Raw genomic sequence first — 17,006 nt, forward strand, 5'->3', positions numbered from 1 at the left:
AGCCGCCGCCGGTGTAGGGGCTGTTGTCGGTGTACGAGGGCACCAACCGCTCGCGCAACGACGTCGGCGGCCGATCCCGATACCCGAACCGAGCCAGCGACCAGGCCCACCCGCGCGGCTCCGGACGTGCGGGCCCGGAGCTGCCGGGAGACTCCGCTGCCCCCTCCGGGGGGTGCTTTCGGGTCGGCTGATCGGTCGCCACGTCACTCGTCACCCGTGCATCGTATTGACGCGCGGACCGACCGGGGCGCGGCAAAGGGGAGGATGGCGCAGTGGAACACGAAGAGCAGAGCACTCAGGGCGGCGTACTCGTACTGGCCGGCACCCCCATCGGTGACGTGAACGACGCGCCCGCGCGGCTCGCCGTCGAACTCGGCACGGCCCAGGTGGTGGCCGCCGAGGACACCCGCAGGCTGCGCAGACTGGCCGGCGCGCTCGGTGTGGAGGTGCCCGGGCGCGTCGTGTCGTACTTCGAGGGCAACGAGGCGGCGCGCACGCCGGAACTGGTCCAGGCGCTGCGCGAGGGCAAGCGGGTGTTGCTGGTCACCGACGCCGGCATGCCGTCGGTGTCCGACCCGGGCTACCGGCTGGTGGAGGCGGCAGTGGCCGAGGACATCCGGGTGACCGCCGTACCCGGACCCTCCGCGGTGCTGACCGCGCTCGCGTTGTCCGGTCTGCCGGTGGACCGGTTCTGCTTCGAGGGGTTCCTGCCGCGCAAGGCGGGCGAGCGCGGGCGGCGGCTGGCCGAGCTCGCCGCCGAGCCGCGCACGATGGTCTTCTTCGAGGCGCCGCACCGGCTCGCCGAGTCGCTCGCCGCGATGGCCGAGGCGTTGGGCGCCGACCGCCGCGGCGCGGTGTGTCGCGAGCTCACCAAGACCTACGAGGAGGTCCGCCGGGACACCCTGGCCGAGCTCGCCGAGTGGGCGAAGCCGGGGGTGCGGGGCGAGATCACCGTCGTGGTCGCCGGCGCGCCGCCCGCCGACCCCTCGAAGATCGGCCCGGCCGAGCTGGTCGAGCGGGTGGCCGGGCGCGAGGCCGCCGGCCAACCGCGCAAGGAGGCCATCGCGGCGGTGGCCGCGGAGGTCGGCGTGCCCAAGCGGGTGGTGTTCGACGCGGTGGTCGCGGCCAAGAAGGGCTGACCCGCCACGCGTGGAGGCGGTTTGGGGACGCTGTGTGCGAGGACTGCAACGCAGCGTGTTCTCGTCGATTCGGGCCCGCGCGGATCGAGGTGGACGGACGGTCAAGCGCACGCAACGGGCAGGTACGGCACTGCACTCGATTGGGTGATGAGTCTTTCCGGTTATCCATATTCCGTGTTGGCGCCCGTCAAGGAACCGTATGTGCCGATACGGAAGGCCCCGTTCGGGCATTCCATGGATACCGGTCACGGGAAGCCCCCTGAACCAGTCGGTGGGCGCGCCCGTGTGAGGAGGTCGTCATGGAGAACCCGACGGTGGTGCACGAGTCCTACGCCTTCGTTTGTTTGTCGTGTGGTCGAGGGTGGGAGCGCGACTACGAGATTCACCACGCGACCGATCTGCACGGTTCGCGACTTTGCCGCTACTACTCGGAGGGGGCGTTGGTCCCGTCCCCGTTCACCAAGCCCGCCTGCGAGCACTGCGAGGGCACCCGCCTGCGCATACTCCCGGCCGGCCGGGTCACCTCGGTGACCCGCGGCTCCGGGGTCGGGCCCACCAAGGCGGTCAAGCCGGTCAAGCCGGTCAAGGTCGCGAAGGCCGACAAGGCGGCCGAGGTGCCCGCCCCGCGCGGGGCCTCGCGGTGGCACCTGCCGTCGCTGCACCGCTCCGCCTGAGCCCGCTCCGGGCCGCACGCCCGTCGTCGCCCGCCCCCGCCGATACTCGGGGGCGGGCGCCGTCACGCCGGCCGTAGGATTCCGGGTATGGCGGCCACTGGAACCACTGACATCACTGCGGGCGAGCGCGAGAAGGCGTTCTATGTCACAACGCCCATTTACTACGTAAATGACGCCCCGCACCTGGGCCACGCCTATACGACCGTCGCAGGCGACGTGCTCACCCGCTGGCACCGCCAGCGCGGCGAGAAGGTGTGGTTCCTCACCGGCACGGACGAGCACGGTCAGAAGATCATGCGCACGGCCGAGGCGAACGGCGTCACTCCGCAGGAGTGGTGCGACAAGCTGGTCACGGAGGCGTGGAAGCCCCTCTGGGAGCACTTGGAGATCGCCAACGACGACTTCATCCGCACCACCGAGAAGCGGCACACCGACCGGGTCCAGGAGTTCGTCCAGGACCTGTTCGACAAGGACGAGATCTACAAGGGCGGCTACGAGGGCCCGTACTGCGTGGCGTGCGAGGAGTACAAGGCGCCGGGCGACCTGCTCGACGGCGAGGACGGGCAGAAGTTGTGCCCGATCCACAAGCGCCCGGTGGAGATGCTCAAGGAGGAGAACTACTTCTTCAAGCTCTCCGAGTACGGCCCCCGCCTGCTGGAGTTCTACGAGGCCAACCCGGACTTCATCCAGCCGGCCTCGGCCCGCAACGAGGTGCTCCAGTTCGTCCGGCAGGGCCTGCAGGACCTGTCCATCTCGCGGTCCACGTTCGACTGGGGCATCCCGGTTCCGTGGGACCCCAAGCACGTCATCTACGTGTGGATCGACGCGCTCCTCAACTACGCCACCGCGGTCGGCTACGGCGCGGACGAGGCGAAGTTCGAGAGCACCTTCCCGGCGGATGTGCACCTGGTCGGCAAGGACATCCTGCGCTTCCACGCGGTGATCTGGCCCGCGATGCTGATGGCCAACAGCCTGCCGGTGCCCGGCCGGGTGTTCGCGAACGGCTGGCTGATGGTCGGCGGCGAGAAGATGAGCAAGTCGAACCTGACCGGCATCTCGCCGCAGCAACTCACCGACCACTTCGGGGTGGACGCCTACCGCTACTACTTCCTGCGGGCGATCCAGTTCGGCCAGGACGGGTCCTTCTCGTGGGAGGACTTCTCCGCGCGCTACACCTCGGAGCTGGCCAACGACTTCGGCAACCTCGCCTCGCGCGTGGCGGCCATGGTCGGCAAGTACTTCGACGGCACGCTGCCCGCCTCCACCGCCGACGGGGACGCCGAGGGCGCCCTGCACAGCGCGCTGATCGAGACCGTGTCGCTCGCCGACGACCGGGTCCGGGCGCTGGACTTCCAGGCCGGTCTGGACGCGGTGTTCGGCTACGTGAAGCTGGTCAACGGCTACATCACCGAGCAGGAGCCGTGGAAGGTGGCCAAGGACGACAGCCCCGAGGGGCGGGCGCGGCTGGCCACGATCCTGTACACCTCGGCCGAGTCGCTGCGCGCGCTCGCCGTGCTGCTCAACCCGGTGATGCCGGCGACCGCGCAGAAGTTGTGGGACTCGCTCGGCGCCGAGCCGGAGCTGGGCCCGCTGGCCGCGCAGCACGTGCAGGACGCGGGCCGCTGGGGGCAGTTGCCGGCCGGGGCGACGGTCACCAAGGGCGCGATCCTGTTCCCGCGCCTCGAAGAGAAGAAGGACGCCTGACCCTTGAGCAAGCGCAAGCGCCGGGACGGCGGAGCCCGCGACACCAGTGCGCCGCCCGCGCCCGAGCCACTGCGGGTGCCGGTGTGGGATGCCCACACGCACCTGGACCTGCAGGAGACGACGCCGGCCGAGGCATTGTCGGCCGCCGCCGCGGTCGGCGTCGACACGCTGGTCCAGGTGGGCATCGACGTGCCGTCCTCGGTGTGGGCGGCCGAGACCGCCGCCGCCCACGAGCGGGTGCACGCGACGGTGGCACTGCATCCGAACGAGGCGCCGCGGATCGTGCTCGGCGACCCGGACGGCTGGTCCGGGCAGCGTCGGGCGCCCGGGGGCGCCGAGGCCCTGGACGCGGCGATCGCCGAGATCGATCGGCTGGCCGCGTTGCCGCACGTGCGCGGGGTCGGCGAGACCGGGTTGGACTACTTCCGCACCGGCGACGAGGGCGTGGCCACGCAGCAGGAGTCCTTCCGCAGGCACATCGAGATCGCCAAGCGGCACCGCAAGCCGCTGGTGATCCACGACCGCGAGGCGCACGCGGACGTGTTGCGGATCCTGGCCGAGGAGGGCGCACCGGAACGGGTGGTCTTCCACTGCTTCTCGGGTGATGCGGAGATGGCGAAGACCTGCGCCGAACTCGGCTACGTGATGTCCTTCGCGGGCAACGTGACCTACCCGAGCGCGCAACCACTGCGGGACGCGCTCGTGGTCGCGCCGATCGACCTGCTCCTGGTCGAGACCGACGCGCCGTTCCTGACCCCGGTGCCCTTCCGCGGTCGGCCGAACGCGCCCTACCTGGTGCCGATCACCGTGCGCGCGATGGCCGAGGTCAAGGGCCTGACCGAGGACGAATTGGCCGCCGCGCTCGCGGCCAACGCCGAACGTACCTTCGCCCCCGCGTAGTTGCTCGCCGCGACCGCCCGTCCCCCGGACGACCGGGGGACGGGCGGCGCCCGGTCCGCGCCCGTGTACAGTCCGATGCTCGTCGGGTGGAACAGCGGCCCGGCCTCCGGAGAACACCCCCGGACCAGCCCCCTCGGAATCCCCCAGGAGCACCGTTGAGTCGTTCCGCCGGCTCCGCCCGCAGGCGCAACACCGCCCGGGCGGGTCGGGGCGGCAGTCGCCCCGGACCCTCGCTGCGCACCCTTGTTCCCCAGGCCCTCGTGGTCGCCGTCCTGGTCGGCGGCACCACGGCCTTCGTCGCCTACGACAAGACGGTGACGCTCGTCGTGGACGGCGAGGAGCGCACCGTGCACACCTTCGCCTCGGACGTCTCCGGGCTGCTCGGCCGTCAGGAGATCAAGGTCGGCGAGCACGACATCGTCGCGCCCGGGCGCAAGGCGAGCCTGGAGGACGGCGACCGGGTCGCGGTGCGCTACGGCCGACTGCTGACGATGACCGTCGACGGCCGACCCCAGCAGGTCTGGGTGACCGCGAAGTCGGTGGCCGAGGCGCTGGAGCAGGTCGGCGTGCGGGCGGACGGCGCGTACCTGTCGGTCTCCCGGGATCTGCCGATCGGTCGGCAGGGGCTCAACCTGGACGTGCGCACCGAGCGGGCGATCACCTTCCTGGTGGACGGCAAGACGATCCCGCTGCGGACCAACGCGCAGACCGTGCAGGCCGCGCTGGAGCAGGCCGGGATCTCGATAGGGCCGCAGGACCGGGTGGACACGCCGACCGACTCCTACCCCCAGCAGGGGCAGACCGTCTCGATCCTGCGGGTCACCGGCAGCACGGTGACCAAGGACGAGAAGATCCCGTTCAAGACCACGAAGCAGGACGACCCGACCCAGTACAAGGGGACCGACACGGTCGTCACCAAGGGTGAGACCGGCCTGCGTCAGATCACCTACTCGTACGAGACGATCAACGGGGTCCGGCAGGAGCCGCGCAAGGTCTCCGAGAAGGTGGTCAAGGAGCCGGTCAACCAGCTCATCAAGATCGGTACCAAGGAGATGCCCAACTCGGTGGCCGGGGCGGACCAGCTCAACTGGGGCGCGCTCGCGCAGTGCGAGTCGGGCGGCCGGGCCAACGTGGTGGACGCCTCGGGGACCTATCACGGGCTCTACCAGTTCGACGCGCAGACCTGGCAGTCGATGGGCGGTACCGGGGTGGCGAGTCAGGCACCGGCATCGGAACAGACATATCGGGCAAAGCTCATGTTCGTCCAGCGCGGGTCGAGTCCGTGGCCGCTGTGCGGCAGTAGGCTCTACTCGTGAGTGATCTTCCCGCGGGACCGGGACTGCTCGGTGCCGCGGACATCCGTGCGCTCGCCGAGGCCCTGGGTGTACGCCCGACCAAGCAGCTCGGCCAGAACTTCGTGATCGACGCCAACACGGTGCGGCGCATCGTGCGCACCGCCGGTGTGCGGCCCGAGGACGTCGTCGTCGAGATCGGCCCCGGACTCGGTTCGTTGACCCTGGCCCTCCTGGAGAGCGCCGCCCGCGTGGTCGCGATCGAGATCGACCCGGTGCTCGCCCGGCACCTGCCGACCACCATCGCGGCCCGGATGCCCGAACGGGCGGCCGACTTCGCCCTCGTGCACGCGGACGCGATGACGGTGACCGAGTTGCCCGGCCCGGCGCCCACCGCGCTGGTGGCGAACCTGCCGTACAACGTGTCCGTGCCGGTGCTGCTGCACATGTTGCAGACCTTCCCGTCGTTGGACCGGCTCCTGGTGATGGTGCAGTCCGAGGTGGCCGACCGGCTCGCCGCGACGCCCGGTGGCAAGGTCTACGGCGTGCCGTCGGTCAAGGCCGCGTGGTACGCCGACGTCAAGCGCGCGGGTGCGATCGGGCGCAATGTGTTCTGGCCGGCGCCCAACGTCGACTCGGGCCTGGTTTCGTTCGTGCGCCGCGAGCCGCCGAAGACCACGGCGACCCGCCAGGAGGTGTTCGCCGTCGTGGACGCCGCGTTCGCCCAGCGCCGCAAGACGCTGCGGGCGGCCCTGGCGGGGTGGGCCGGCTCCCCCGCGGGTGCCGAGCAGGCGCTGCGCGCGGCCGGGATCGATCCGCGCACGCGCGGCGAGGCACTGGGTGTCGAGGCGTTCGCCAGGATCGCCGAGCACCGCCCCGACCCGACCGGTCGCACCTCGCCGGGCGAAGCCGCCGAGGCCGCGCCGAACGAACCCGGCGATCGCCCGAACGAGCCCCGCGACTGACCCGCGACGGAGGGGACGCTGCCGCCGTCGATACCATCGGCGACGGTGCCGGGGAGTTCGCACGGCACCCGTCCGAAGAGGCCTGGCAGGGCCACGAAGGAGTTCCACGCGCCGTGTCTTCCGTCACCGTCAGTGTTCCCGCGAAGGTCAATCTGCAGCTCGCGGTCGGTGGGGTGCGGCCGGACGGCTTCCACGAGCTGGTCAGCGTCTTCCACGCCGTGTCCCTGTACGACGAGGTCACCGTCACGCCCGCGGATCGGCTGAGCCTGACCTGCGAGGGCGAGGACATCGACGAGGTCCCGCTGGACCACGGCAACCTGGCCGCGCGCGCGGCGATCCTGCTGGCCGACCGGCTCGGCCGTGAGCCGAACGTGCGGATCCACATTCGCAAGGGCATTCCGGTCGCGGGCGGGATGGCGGGCGGCAGTGCGGACGCGGCGGCGACGCTGCTCGCGTGCGACACGTTGTGGCGCGGCGACACGCCTCGGGAGATGTTGCGCCGGTTGGGCGCGGAGTTGGGCAGCGATGTGCCGTTCTCCGACCTGGGCGGTACCGCGATCGGCACCGGGCGCGGCGAGCGGCTGGCCTCGGTGCCGACCACGGCGCGGTTCCACTGGGTGTTCGCGCTGGCCGACGGTGGGCTCTCCACGCCGGCCGTGTACGGCGAGTGCGACCGGTTGCGCGAGGTGGCGGGCGTGCGGGTCGAGCGGCCCGCGCCGCGTGAGGAGCTGATCGCCGCATTGCGCGCCGGCGACGCGTACGCGCTGGGCGCCGGCCTGGTCAACGACCTGCAACCGGCGGCCCTGTCGCTGCGGCCCGCACTGGCCGCGACGCTGGCCGCGGGGATGGCCGCGGGGGCGGTCGGCTCGTTGGTGTCCGGGTCCGGGCCCACGTGCGCGTTCCTGGCGCCGGACCGCGATACCGCGCAGGTGGTGGCCGAGCGGCTGATCGAATCGGGCACCTGCCGGGCCGCGCGGGTGGCGTTCGGCGCGGTGCCCGGGGCCCGGGTGTTGCCGCGTCGGGTCGTTCCGGTGGAGCGCGAGAACACGGTGTAGCGCGGACCGTTAGAGTTGGTCGAATGCGAGCGTTGCGGTATGGCGGTTCGGTCTGATGGCGAACCTGGTCAATCTTGAGTCAGTCGGCAAGGCGTATGTCATGCGCACCCTGCTCGACGAGGTGTCCCTCGGCGTCGCCGAAGGCGACCGGATCGGGGTCGTGGGCCGCAACGGGGACGGCAAGACCACGCTGATCCGGGTGATGGCCCAGCGCGAGCCGGTCGATTCCGGCCGGGTCACCCACGTGGGTGGGCTCAGCCTGGGCATCCTGAGCCAGCAGGACGACCTCGATCCGGCGGCGACCGTGCGCCAGGAGATCGTCGGGGACCGTCCGGAGCACGAGTGGGCGGGCGACGCGCGCATCCGCGACGTGCTGACCGGGCTGTTCGGCGGGCTGGCCATGCCGGGCTTCGAGAGCGGCATCGACTCGGTCATCGGCCCCTTGTCGGGCGGTGAGCGACGCCGGATCGCGCTGGCGAAGCTGCTGATCGAAGAGCACGACCTGATCATCCTGGACGAGCCGACCAACCACCTCGACGTCGAGGGCATCGCGTGGCTGGCCGGCCATCTCAAGACCCGGCGTTCCGCGCTGGTCGTGGTCACCCACGACCGCTGGTTCCTGGACGAGGTCTGCACCCGCACGTGGGACGTGCAGGGCGGCAGGGTGCACGACTACGAGGGCGGCTACTCGGCGTACGTGCTGGCCCGGGCCGAGCGCGAGCGGATCGCGAGCACCGAGGAGACCAAGCGGCAGAACCTGGTCCGCAAGGAGCTGGCCTGGTTGCGGCGCGGCGCGCCCGCACGTACCTCCAAGCCCAAGTTCCGGATCGAGGCGGCGAACGAGCTGATCGCGGACGAGCCGCCGCCGCGCGACACCCAGGCGCTGCGCGGCTTCGCCAACGCGCGGCTGGGCAAGACCGTCTTCGAACTGCTCGACGTGCGGATCGAGGCGGGCCCCAAGACGCTGCTGGAGCACCTGACCTGGAACCTGGGCCCGGGCGACCGGATCGGCCTGGTCGGGGTCAACGGCGCGGGCAAGACCTCGCTGCTGCGCGCGCTCAAGGACGCGGCGTACGAGGAGAAGCAGCCGGCCGCCGGCAAGGTCGTGGTCGGTCGTACCGTCAAGCTCGCCTACCTCTCCCAGGAGGTCGCCGAACTCCCGGCCACGCTGCGGGTCCTGGAGGCGGTGTCGCAGATCCGCGAGCGGGTCGAGATCGGCAAGGGCAAGGAGATGACGGCCGGTCAACTGTGCGAGCAGTTCGGCTTCACCGGCGAGAAGCAGTGGACGCCGGTCTCCGACCTGTCGGGTGGCGAGCGGCGCCGGCTCCAGTTGTTGCGGTTGTTGATGGACGAGCCGAACGTGCTGTTCATGGACGAACCGACCAACGACCTGGACATCGAGACGCTGACCCAGCTCGAGGACCTGCTGGACGGTTGGCCCGGTTCGCTGGTGATCGTCAGCCACGACCGGTACTTCATCGAGCGCACCACGGACACCGTGCTCGCGCTGCTGGGCGACCGCACGTTGCGGATGTTGCCGGGCGGCATCGAGGAATACCTCAAGCGTCGCCGGGACGCGGTCGAGGCGGGGGCAACCGCCGCGCCGACCCGGCGCGGTGGCGGCGACACCCGAGCTGCGAAGAAGGAACTCCAGCGGGTGGAGCGGCAGTTGTCCAAGCTGGCGGATCGGGAGAAGAAGGTGCACGACGGCCTGGCCGAGCACGCCACCGACTTCGACAAGGTCTCCACGCTGGACGCCGAACTGCGCGCGATCCGGGACGAGCGGGACGAGTTGGAGATGCGCTGGCTCGAACTCGCGGAGGAGACCGAGTAGCGCGGGCCGCGGCCTTGGCGGCGGCCGGAGGCGGCTTCAACGAGCCGATGTTTCGGGTGATGCGGGCCGCGATGGTTCATCCGATCGATACCCGGAGCAGGGCCGATCCGAGGGTTACCCCGTACCCATCGGTCACATCGGCTATGTAGTCTGGGGACACTGATACGGGTGTGCCGCGATGCGCCGCCTCGGCAAACGGGGCAACGTGCGGCGCGTTGGTAACTAGCTGCGTGGTGACGGGGTGAGGTATCGGCTCCACGCACGGGGGAGTGTGGCAGATGCTCATAGCGGATATCGGGGACGGCGGACCCACGGGGGTCTCCGCGTCGGACATGCAGGCGATGTCCGCCGGGCTGGAATCGATGCGGCAGTTCCAGAAGGACGTCCAGCGTGCTCTGGACGACCTCGACGCGTCCACGGCGGCACCGCACAAGCTGGTCGACAACCGCGTCGAACTCGACGCCTCGGGCAACTTCGGGGAAGCGATCAGGCTGTGGTCGGCGTACGTCGACGTGCGTTCGGAGCTGATCGACCTGTCGACCCAGCTCAAGCGCCAGATCGAGGCGATGCAGATGACCATCCAGTACGTGCAGGGCACGTACGAGGGCAACGAGGCGGAGTTCACCGCCAAGTACAAGTCACTGCAAGAGGACTACGCGAACAACGTGCCGGCTCCCGCACCGCCGGCGAAGAAGCCCTGAGCGGCTCGAGATTCGACGTGACGGGAACTACGGGGACGGGGTGACGACATGCTGGATGGCGGTGGCGGTGGCGGCGGGTGGGGAAGCGGACCCACCAACTTCGAGGACTTTTCGCACGAAGCGCTGAAGGGCATGATCGACGGCGCACGACCTGCCGAACTGACGGCATCGGGTAAGGCGTTGCTCGATGCCAAGGAGACGCTGGAGACGCTGACGACGGCGCTGGAGACGCGGATCAGTCGTCTCGAGTGGACCGGCAAGTCGGCGGAGAGCTTTCGCGAGTGGACCGGCAAGGTCATGGTCGCGACCCGTAAGTTCGCCCAGCACTCGGGCGCGGTCGGCACCGCGATGGACCACGCGGGCAGCGAGCTGAGCTTCGCGCTGCTGACCATGCCGGAGGTGCCGGCGAACGCCAAGATGATCGTGGACAGCAACGGCGACAAGCGGCTGGTCTGCCAGCCGGGGGACACCCCGGACAAGAAGGCGATGGTGGCCTCCGCCAAGACCGAGCTGGAGAAGGCGCGTCAGGAAGCCATCCGCCGGATGGAAAGCCTGAGCAGCACCTACACGGTGACCACCGAGACGTTGGCCAAGGCGCCGGCGGTCGACTTCCCGCCGCTGCCCGCGCTGCCGACCGTGTCGCACGGCGGTGGCGGCGGGACGACCAACGGCGGTCGTCGGACCTCGAATTACTCGACGGTCAAGACCGGCGTGGGCAAGGACGGCGGCACGCTGATCCCCGGCCACGGTCCCTCGGGCGACGGCGGCACGAACCAGGTCGACGGCTCGGTCGGTCCGGGCGGCGTCGGTTCGGTCGCCGGCGGTGCCGGCGGCGGCGGGTATGTGCCGCCGAAGGACACCGGGTTGCTCGGCACGGGCCCGTTCCAGAACGGCCCGGCGACGTTGCCCGATCCCGGTCCGATCGCTCCGGGGCAGGGTCCTGTCGGCACGCCCCCCGGTGGTCAGCAGGGGCTGCCCAACGGACTGCCGATGTTCCCCGGTGGCAAGACCAACGCATTCCCGCCCAGCGGCAAGACGGGTGGCTTCCCGCCCGGCAAGTCCGGTGGTTCGAAGGCGCAGTTGACCTCGAATCCGCTGAACAACGGGCGCGGTCCCAACATGACCTCGAACACCGAGGGTCTCACCGGAGGCAAGCCGACCGGGCGCGGCCCGACCGGCGGCGGCACCGGCCAGAACAACCCCCCCGGCACCGGCCCGCGTGGCGGCGCCGGCGGTCGGCGGTTCACCGGGCAGAGCGGTGGCGTGGTCGGCGGCACCCCGCGTACCGCAGGCGCCTCGGGCCAGTTCTCCTCCGGCGGCAGCGGCCTGGCCGGTCGGCCCGGAGCGGGCGCGGGCAGCCAGGTCGGCGGTGCGCGCGGCGCGGGCATGCGCGGCGGCGGTGGGATGGGCGCGGGCGGCGGTCGCGACGAGCGCAACCGGCGGCAGCGCGCGGACTACCTGCACGAGGAGGAGGAGACGTGGACGGGCAACCGGACGTCGGCTCCGCCGGTGGTGGACTGACGGGTGACCGCGTGACCGCAATCGGGCGGGGCGGCGACTGCTCCGGGTGAGCGCGGTCGGACACCGTTGATCCGGCAGGGATTCGGAATCGGCTCCATTCGCGATCTTCGCGAGTGGGGCCGATTCGTCGTATCGCGGTGATGATCCGTGGTGCCGCGTGGTGTTGCCGCGGCGATGCTCGTGGTGTTGCCCGGCTCCGGCCGGGCGTTCGAGGTTGCTCGGGAGACTCGACACGTGCCCACCTCGGGGTGTGTGGTGGGCGGGCATGGCGCGATGACGGCCGGGAAACGGGCCGGGAAAGCCTCGACGATTACCCGGTGATCCTTTGTGGACACGGAAAAGGCGAAGTTGCGGGTGTTTGGGCAAAACCGCGACGGGGGCCGAAGGTGGGCCTTACGCTGAATCCCGAGTGCCGGTGGTTGCCTGCGCGGCTGTTGGTCCGAGCGATACGCCTGGGCCACAAGTGACGGGGCGACTGTGGGACCACCGGGGTCGTGGGGGTAATTGGGGCAGTCGCGTACGACCGCCGGGGTGGGCGTGGTGCGATGGGGGCGCTCACCCGTATCGGTGTGTCGGTGCCGCGTGTGGTCGGTGCACGATCCATGCCGATCACGCTGCACCTGACCAAGGGGGGCTTGATGGGTCGGAGTTCAGCAGCGACGGAGAGTTCGGGAGCGGGTCTGCGGACCCTGGTCGTGGGGGCCGGGTCGGCGGGCAGCGCGTTGGCGCGAGATCTGTTGCGGACACCCGATTTCGGGTTGTGCCCGATCGGATTTCTCGACGACGACCCCGACAAGGACGGGATCCGGGTCGCCGACGCGGACAACCCACAACATCTGCTTCCGGTCCTGGGCGGTCTTGCCGCCCTGACCGATGTGGCACTGGAGCATGGCATCGAGGTGGTCGTGCTGGCCATCCCGGGGCTGCCGCACGAGGAGTTTCGCAAAGTGGCCGCCGGCGCCGCCGCGATCGGCGCCGCCGTACGGTATCTGCCGTCCTTCCTGGTCGCGTTGCGGCGCGACGTGGTCGGCAGCGACATGCGCATGCTCGACGTCAACCGACTGATCGGGCGGCAGGAACTGCACGTGGTCTCGGCGTCGGTGCGCGAGGTGATCGCGGGCCGCCGGGTGCTGATCACCGGCGCGGGCGGGTCGATCGGCAGTGAGTTGTGCCGGCAGGTCTACGGCTTCGGGCCGAGCCGGATGTACATGCTCGACCATGACGAATCCAACCTGCATCGTCTCCAACTCGACGTGTGGGGCGAGGCGTTGCTCGACGACGAGACGCTGGTCATCGCGGACATCCGGGATCGGCCGCGGATCGAACAGCTCTTCCACGACCTCAAGCCGGAGGTGGTCTTCCACGCCGCCGCGCACAAACACCTGCCGTTGCTCGAACGGCATCCGTGCGAGGCGGTCAAGTCCAACGTGCTGGGCACGGAGAACCTGGTTCGGGCCGCGCTCGACGTGGGGGTCGAGCGTTTCGTGCTGATCTCCACGGACAAGGCGGCCGACCCGGTCTCGGTACTCGGCGCGACCAAGCGGCTGGCCGAGTTGATCGTGCAGGCGAACACGCAGGCGCCGGGGGTGTTCGCCGGTGTCCGGTTCGGCAACGTGCTGGGCAGCCGCGGCTCGCTGCTGTCCGTACTGGCCGAACAGCTGCGCGCGGGCGGCCCGGTCACCGTCACCCACCCGGACGTCACCCGGTTCTTCATGACCATCGAGGAGGCCGTGGGGCTGGTCCTGGAGGCAGGGAGGATGGCCCAGGGCGGCGAGATCTTCGTGCTCGACATGGGCGAGCCGGTGCGGATCGTGGACTTGGTGCACAAGTTCGCCGAACAGGTGAACCTGCCGAACGTGCCGATCCGCTTCACCGGCCTGCGGCCGGGCGAGAAGCTCAACGAGGCACTGTTCTCGTCCGCAGAGGAACGCCTGCCCACCGAACATCGGCGGATCCAGGCGACCGTGCCGCCAGGGCAGGCGTTGGACGCGGTGGTGCGGCTGCCGGAGCTGTACGACGCGGCGGCGGTGAACGACACGAACGCGGTGCGGGCGCTTTTGTCCGAGCTGCTGCCGGGCTACACCACGCCGGAGCCGGCCGGGGCCGAGGTGTTGTCGGCGCCATATCCGGACGACTTCTAGGCATATTCGAACGACTTCCGGACGTACTCGAACGACTTCCGGATGTATTCATACAACCGCCGGATGGTTTCCTGCCATCCGGTGGGCGGTAATCGCGTGACCGGTGGGGCGACGGGCGCAGTACGGTGGCCATGAGGCCCCTGTGCTGCGAAAGGCGGATCCTCCATGATCGACCCCGAACTGAGGACGGCTCTGGACGCGATGCTCGGCGATCCGGAGCACTGGGTGCACGTGGGCACGGTGACCCCGACGGGGGAGCCGCACGTGACACCCGTGATGCTCGCGTACGACGACGAGTACCTCTACCTCAGCCTCACCGGCCGCACCAAGAAGGCGAACCTGGAGCACGACCCGCGCGTGTGCCTGTCGATGGCGCGGGACGGCGACATCGCGCACGTCATCGTGTGGGGCGAGGTGACCATGCGCGAGGACGAGTGGGCGCAGGAGCGCTGGGAATTCGCGATGCGACACATCCTGGGCGAGGCGGGTCTGGCGCAACAGCGCCGCCCGCTGTCGCGGGAGGGCACCAGCCTGGGCGTGGTCACGCCGAAGCGATGGCGGGTCTTCGGTCTCGGATTGGGCCCGGGGCCCGGTTCGTGACGGGCCGGCCTCGGCCGGGGGATCAGCCGCGCAGGGCCTCGTCGTCCTCGCGGTGGATCTCCGCCTGCGCGAACAACACCGAGGCCACGTAGCAGGGCAACGCGATCAACGCGGCGACGAGCACGACGTCCTCCGCCCTCAGCAGGCTCGTGGCCACTCCGAGCAGTGCGAGGGCCAGTGGCAACAGCCTTCGCCAGATCACCAGTTCATGCATCCGAGCGACCCGCCCGGCCTGCACGAGCACGCCACCACCAACCACGGCCACGAAACCGATCGCGAGCAACTCCACAGCAGTAAAACGGCCTTCCGCCAACCACGCCGACAGGGAAGCCTCCAGCAAACCAGAACTCCCGCGCGTGTGCCCGCCGATCCCGATCAAGGGCTGTCCGCGATCACTGGTCCACTCGGGTTCGTGCGCACAACTCCCGTACTGCCGCCGCCGAGGCGGAGCCGGGCTCGGCGGCGTAGACGACGAGCAGCTTCTCCGGTGTGTCGAACGGTTGCAGCGTCTCGTAGTTCAGCATCAGCGGTCCCGCCGTGGGGTGCAGGATGCAACAGGAGCCGTGCGCGCGTTCGAGAACGTCCTGTGCCGACCAGAGTCGGCGGAAGTCCGCACTGATCGAGAGCAGTTCCCGAATGTGCGCGGCGAGCGCCGGATCGTGCGGGCGATTGCCGACCTGGGTGCGCAGAAATCCCACCACCTCCCGGGCCTTGGCCTCCCAGTCCGCGTACAACAACCGCGAGCGTGGGTCGCCGAAGACCAGCCGGCCGATCAGGCGACGAGGAGCGGGGATCTCGGCGAAATCGAGGAACACCTCGACCGCCGGACGATTCCAGGCCAGCAACAGGCCGTTGCGACCGACCAGGTAGGCGGGCGTGTCGGCGAGGGAGTCCAGGATCGACTGCACGCTCGGCCGTACTCCGGTGCCCGCGTCCGCGTCGACCTTCGCATCCGCACCGCGTGCGGCGCCGGACCGGGCGAGGGCGAACAGATAGCGGCGCTCGCCCGACGTCAACCGCAGCGCGCTCGCGACCGCCTGCAGGACGGTGTCCGACACCCGCGAAGCCTGGCCGCGTTCCAGCCGGATGTAGTGGTCGAGGCTGACGGCCGCGAGCGCGGCCACCTCCTCGCGTCGCAGGCCCGCCACCCGGCGAGGGCCCTGCTCGGCCAGTCCCACATCCTCGGGACGCAGGCGGGCCCGACGGGACACGAGGAAGTCGCGTAACGCGGCGCTGGGATCCACGCCGTCAGTATTCACACTGGGCGAACACCCGGTAAGAGAGCGAAAGTTGTCCCGCTCATTCACTTTCGGAGGGTCCGTTCCCGCTGCGCCGGGCGCGGGCGAGGAACGACCGTCCTCGCCTGTACCGGTGCGCGGGAGGGTGAGCCGGGTCAGCCGCCCTGGCCGGCGCTGCCCATGGGGCCGACGGTGACGGGGGAGCCGGAACCGTCGGTGACGGGGAGGGTGGCGGCGCCGGGCCAGGGGATGTCGGCGGCCTTGGTCTCGCCGGGCGGGGTCACGAGCAGGCCGGTGATGCGGACGCCGGAGCCGCCGGAGTCGTTGTCGGGGTAGTGGATGCCGAACGAGATGGACGTACTGCGCTTGAGGACGATCGGGAAGACCGGCTCGTTGGTGCGCTTGGCCGACAGCGGGCCCTGGCTGGTCTTGAGGTCGATACCGGCGAATCCGAGCATCGAGCAGTCGCCGGCGAGGTTGTTGAGGGTGACCACGACGGTGCGGTCGCCGTCGCCGTCGATGGTGGCGTCGTCCGCGAGGAAGCTCAGGTCGTCGGTACGGCACTTGGCGGGACCGCCGCTGTTGCCGGAACCGGAACCGGAACCGGATCCAGACCCGGAACCGGTCCTGGTGGACTTGTTCGGTGTGACGGAGGTGGTGCTCCCGGCGGAGTCCTTGGTGGAGGTCGTGCTCCCGGTGGAGCCGCCCCCGCCGGCCTGGCCGCCGGTGGTGGCCGCGGCGGGCGGGGCCACGGGGTTTCCGGCGGCGGGTGCGCCCTGTGCGGCGGGGGTGTTGCCCTGTGCGGCGTTGCCCGAGTCGGTGCCCTGGCATGCCGTCATCATCATCGCGCCGCCGACGACGGCGGCGGAGAGGAGGAAGGCCCTGCTGCGGTTCCCGAACATGAACGACCCCTTGGTATGTGGTGATTGAAGCCCGGAGCCGGTTGGGCTCCGCGGTGCTTGCTCGATCACTATGGCGAGGTCGCGGACCGGGAAGATATGGGAGTCGTCGTACCACGACGGCGCTGTCACAGGCCGGTGACATGGTCACCAAAGGGAACGACGAAGGCCGGCGCGCCCCCGTTCCACGCTGCGGCAACAGCACGTTTGCCCTGGTGACACCCCTCGCGGCCGTGGCCGGCGGACGGTGTTACAACAGTCCCTCGTGCGGATTCGGCCATGTCGGGGGACATGCATGGCGAACTCGGGTCCCCACGGGCGGGGTTGCATCGGGCCGAGGCCG

Annotated in this window: 15 protein-coding genes and 1 pseudogene; 12 read left to right on the plus strand and 4 right to left on the minus strand. The window is 70.4% G+C overall.

Annotation, left to right across the window (positions count from 1 at the left end; genetic code table 11):
• Positions 1 to 214, minus strand: a pseudogene (locus ABZ374_RS08900) (phospholipid carrier-dependent glycosyltransferase); the annotation flags it as partial.
• 58 nt (positions 215 to 272) lie between these two features.
• On the opposite strand from ABZ374_RS08900, the gene rsmI reads away from it, so the two are divergent.
• From rsmI to ABZ374_RS08960, 12 genes are all read left to right on the plus strand, one after another.
• A complete protein-coding gene (gene rsmI / locus ABZ374_RS08905) occupies positions 273 to 1,139 on the plus strand; it encodes a 16S rRNA (cytidine(1402)-2'-O)-methyltransferase (RefSeq protein WP_360308389.1) in 867 nt (288 codons plus the stop codon).
• Between the two features lie 299 nt (positions 1,140 to 1,438).
• Positions 1,439 to 1,813 (plus strand): hypothetical protein, encoded by a 375-nt coding sequence (locus ABZ374_RS08910; RefSeq protein WP_360308392.1) that lies wholly within the window; start codon positions 1,439 to 1,441, stop codon positions 1,811 to 1,813.
• A gap of 87 nt (positions 1,814 to 1,900) precedes the next feature.
• Positions 1,901 to 3,517 (plus strand): methionine--tRNA ligase, encoded by a 1,617-nt coding sequence (metG, locus tag ABZ374_RS08915; RefSeq protein ID WP_360308395.1) that lies wholly within the window; start codon positions 1,901 to 1,903, stop codon positions 3,515 to 3,517.
• A gap of 3 nt (positions 3,518 to 3,520) precedes the next feature.
• Entirely contained in the window at positions 3,521 to 4,417 is an 897-nt protein-coding gene (locus tag ABZ374_RS08920; protein WP_360308398.1) for a TatD family hydrolase, read from the plus strand.
• A gap of 155 nt (positions 4,418 to 4,572) precedes the next feature.
• Complete coding sequence (locus tag ABZ374_RS08925; protein ID WP_360308401.1) at positions 4,573 to 5,733, plus strand: ubiquitin-like domain-containing protein; 1,161 nt, start codon at positions 4,573 to 4,575, stop codon at positions 5,731 to 5,733.
• A complete protein-coding gene (gene rsmA / locus ABZ374_RS08930) occupies positions 5,730 to 6,674 on the plus strand; it encodes a 16S rRNA (adenine(1518)-N(6)/adenine(1519)-N(6))-dimethyltransferase RsmA (protein ID WP_360308404.1) in 945 nt (314 codons plus the stop codon). Before ABZ374_RS08925 ends, rsmA begins: the two co-directional genes overlap by 4 nt.
• 113 nt (positions 6,675 to 6,787) lie before the next feature.
• Positions 6,788 to 7,729: a 4-(cytidine 5'-diphospho)-2-C-methyl-D-erythritol kinase gene (locus ABZ374_RS08935; RefSeq protein WP_360308407.1), complete on the plus strand. Its 942-nt coding sequence runs from the start codon at positions 6,788 to 6,790 to the stop codon at positions 7,727 to 7,729.
• 52 nt (positions 7,730 to 7,781) lie between these two features.
• Complete coding sequence (locus ABZ374_RS08940) at positions 7,782 to 9,563, plus strand: ABC-F family ATP-binding cassette domain-containing protein (RefSeq protein ID WP_360308875.1); 1,782 nt, start codon at positions 7,782 to 7,784, stop codon at positions 9,561 to 9,563.
• A gap of 278 nt (positions 9,564 to 9,841) precedes the next feature.
• Positions 9,842 to 10,264, plus strand: coding sequence for a hypothetical protein (locus tag ABZ374_RS08945; RefSeq protein WP_360308410.1), 423 nt, complete (start codon positions 9,842 to 9,844; stop codon positions 10,262 to 10,264).
• A gap of 48 nt (positions 10,265 to 10,312) precedes the next feature.
• Entirely contained in the window at positions 10,313 to 11,785 is a 1,473-nt protein-coding gene (locus tag ABZ374_RS08950; RefSeq protein WP_360308413.1) for a hypothetical protein, read from the plus strand.
• A 602-nt stretch (positions 11,786 to 12,387) separates the two neighbouring features.
• A complete protein-coding gene (locus ABZ374_RS08955; protein WP_360308416.1) occupies positions 12,388 to 13,926 on the plus strand; it encodes a nucleoside-diphosphate sugar epimerase/dehydratase in 1,539 nt (512 codons plus the stop codon).
• A 165-nt stretch (positions 13,927 to 14,091) separates the two neighbouring features.
• Positions 14,092 to 14,526 (plus strand): pyridoxamine 5'-phosphate oxidase family protein, encoded by a 435-nt coding sequence (locus ABZ374_RS08960; RefSeq protein ID WP_360308419.1) that lies wholly within the window; start codon positions 14,092 to 14,094, stop codon positions 14,524 to 14,526.
• A 22-nt stretch (positions 14,527 to 14,548) separates the two neighbouring features.
• Here ABZ374_RS08960 and ABZ374_RS08965 read toward each other — a convergent pair whose 3' ends face one another.
• The 3 genes from ABZ374_RS08965 to ABZ374_RS08975 all read right to left on the minus strand — a co-directional run bounded on the left by ABZ374_RS08965 (position 14,549) and on the right by ABZ374_RS08975 (position 16,666).
• The gene (locus ABZ374_RS08965; RefSeq protein WP_360308422.1) at positions 14,549 to 14,866 is read right to left on the minus strand and encodes a hypothetical protein; all 318 of its coding nucleotides are present in this window, start codon (positions 14,864 to 14,866) and stop codon (positions 14,549 to 14,551) included.
• 52 nt (positions 14,867 to 14,918) lie between these two features.
• Positions 14,919 to 15,770, minus strand: a complete 852-nt coding sequence (locus ABZ374_RS08970; RefSeq protein ID WP_360308425.1) for a helix-turn-helix transcriptional regulator — start codon at positions 15,768 to 15,770, stop codon at positions 14,919 to 14,921.
• 149 nt (positions 15,771 to 15,919) lie between these two features.
• Positions 15,920 to 16,666, minus strand: coding sequence for a DUF4232 domain-containing protein (locus ABZ374_RS08975; RefSeq protein WP_360308427.1), 747 nt, complete (start codon positions 16,664 to 16,666; stop codon positions 15,920 to 15,922).
• Positions 16,667 to 17,006 lie beyond the last annotated feature (340 nt).

It is taken from the genome of Embleya sp. NPDC005971 (genome assembly GCF_040629175.1).
Taxonomy (GTDB): Bacteria; Actinomycetota; Actinomycetes; order Streptomycetales; family Streptomycetaceae; genus Embleya.